Origin of the sequence: Shigella sp. FC1967 (assembly GCF_001743005.1) — a bacterium.
Classification (GTDB): domain Bacteria; phylum Pseudomonadota; class Gammaproteobacteria; order Enterobacterales; family Enterobacteriaceae; genus Proteus.
Genome location: NZ_MIIZ01000884.1, coordinates 1 through 2,207 on the forward strand (window position 1 = coordinate 1; position 2,207 = coordinate 2,207).

Annotated in this window: 4 protein-coding genes; all 4 read left to right on the plus strand. The window is 31.7% G+C overall.

Going from position 1 to position 2,207, the window contains the following annotated elements; translation table 11 throughout:
* On the plus strand, positions 1–705 hold a 705-nt coding region (locus BHE89_RS15195), incomplete at its 5' end, for an HlyD family type I secretion periplasmic adaptor subunit (RefSeq protein WP_128860605.1).
* A complete protein-coding gene (locus BHE89_RS26005; RefSeq protein ID WP_286146194.1) occupies positions 705–1,511 on the plus strand; it encodes a TolC family protein in 807 nt (268 codons plus the stop codon). The genes BHE89_RS15195 and BHE89_RS26005, both read left to right, overlap by 1 nt.
* A gap of 39 nt (positions 1,512–1,550) precedes the next feature.
* On the plus strand, positions 1,551–1,919 hold the full coding sequence (locus BHE89_RS26010) for a TolC family protein (RefSeq protein WP_286146195.1): 369 nt from the start codon (positions 1,551–1,553) through the stop codon (positions 1,917–1,919).
* A complete protein-coding gene (locus BHE89_RS26015) occupies positions 1,903–2,061 on the plus strand; it encodes a TolC family protein (protein WP_286146196.1) in 159 nt (52 codons plus the stop codon). The genes BHE89_RS26010 and BHE89_RS26015 overlap by 17 nt, the downstream gene beginning before the upstream one ends.
* Positions 2,062–2,207 lie beyond the last annotated feature (146 nt).

Below are 2,207 nucleotides of genomic sequence, written 5' to 3' on the forward strand. Positions count from 1 at the left end.
AATGAAGGTTATATTCCTCGTCATCGTTATCAAGAAATTGAGCGTGAACTCGCTGAAAATAATAACCATCTTAATGATACATATGGACAAATAAGTACATTAGAAAAACAAAAATTGGAATATCAACAAAAAATATTGCAACGTAATGCTAATTTTTATCAATCGGCACGTACTGACCTTAACCAAGTTCAATTACAAATAAGTGAAACAGAAAAACAACTTATCATTGAAATTGATAAACTAAAAAAGATGCAAATTACGGCACCTATTTCAGGAATAGTAATGGATTTATCTGTTTTTACTCAAGGTGGTGTTGTAAGAACAGGTCAAACACTAATGGAAGTTGTTCCTCAAGATCATCAATTAATTATTGAGGCACGTTTAGCGCCCCATCTTATTGATAAAGTTACCCCTGGTCTTCCTGTTGATTTAATGTTTAGTGCATTCAATCAAAATACAACCCCAAAAATTCCCGGAGAAGTAACATTAATTTCAGCAGATAGACTTATTGATGAAAGAACAACAGAACCTTATTATCAAGTGTTTATTAATGTTAAAGATAATTCTGTTCTTATCAATAATAAAAACAAATTAAAAGCTGGAATGCCTGTTGATGTATTTATTAATACAGGGGATCGTTCATTACTAAATTATCTCTTTAAACCTGTTTTAGATAGGATCCATACTTCATTGACGGAAGAATAATGATGCCAATAAAAAAACTCTCTGCTATTTTATTTATATGGATGCTAAGTTTTCATGCTATTGCGATCAGCTTGTCTGATCTTTATTTCTTAGCAGTAAAAAATGATCCTACATTTAATGCTGCAATAAAAGAACAAGTTGCGGGTAAAGAGTATGAAAATATTGGATTATCTCAATTACTCCCAACCGTGCACGTCAACTATCAAAATAATCCTCGAAATTGGCAACGAAAAGTTTATCCGATTAATACGAATAAAGGAGAAATAAGAAAAACAGAATATCAAAATTATCAAAGCCATTCTGTCAGTGCCATTATTAGCCAACCACTCTTTGATTACACGGCATTTAGTGATTACAAATCATCAGTAATCAAAACATTATTATCTGACAGCCGTTATCAAGTGAAATTTTCCGAGTTAGTAATCAGATTAGTGGATAATTATATAGAATTGGCTTATGCACAGGATAAATTATTATTAAATCTTTCACAGCAAGAAATTTATAAACAACAGCTAACATCAAGCCAGCGTTTATTCGAATTAGGAGAAGGAACAAAAACAGATATTTCAGAGATCCAAACGCGATTATATTTAACTCAATCTCAATATACAGATATCCAGCTTGAGTTAGATAATGCTAAAAATAAACTCAGTTCAATGATTGGTACACCACTACCTCATGCCGAACATATAGCAAAATTAAGCAATAATAGTTTTATATTACAACCTATCACACCCAATAATTATGAATCATGGGAAAATGAGGCGATGAAAAAACAACCTCAATATTCAAACCGCTCGTTATGAAATGGCAATAGCAAAACAAGAAGTGGAAAAAAAATAGAGGTGAATTTTTCCCCAACGGTACAACTCTATGCTTCTTATTCTAATAGTGATTCCGATAGCAATAATACCGTAAATCAAAAATATCAATCAGCGAACGTTGGCGTTTATGTCAGCTTACCTTTATTTAATGGTGGAAAAACAACAGCGTCAATGCGTCAGTCTACTGCATTGTATCAAATGAGTGCTTTTGAAAGAGATGCAATTATCCAGCAAATCACGCAAGAATTACGTCATCAATACCAAATATGTACAACGAGTCATATTAAATTGAATGCCTATGAGCAATCCGTTTCCTCTGCTAAATTGCAATTAGATGCGACTCAAAAAAAGCTATATTGGTGGGCAGAGAACAATGGTCGATGTTCTTAATGCTGAAGAATTATTATACCGTGCTCAACAAGATTTAGTGAAAGCTAAATATGATTATATTCAGGCTTGGACATTATTACATCAATATACTAATACATTAGATATTGAAAAAATAAAATTAATTGAAGGTTATTTTCAATAAAACAGCTAAATCTTTTTATAAGATATATCTACATAATTATAAAAGCCCTAGATCATAAATAGATTTAGGGCTTTTAATTATAAGCAATAGTTGATTGCTTATTTTAGCTAGCGGGTATCATCACTTCTTTTTAGTACCGTACAACG

Excerpts from the sequence above, each read along its gene's own strand:
- BHE89_RS26005 (WP_286146194.1), top strand. The coding sequence starts at position 705 with ATGATGCCAATAAAAAAACTCTCTGCTATTTTATTTATATGGATGCTA.
- BHE89_RS26015 (WP_286146196.1), top strand. The coding sequence starts at position 1,903 with ATGGTCGATGTTCTTAATGCTGAAGAATTATTATACCGTGCTCAACAA.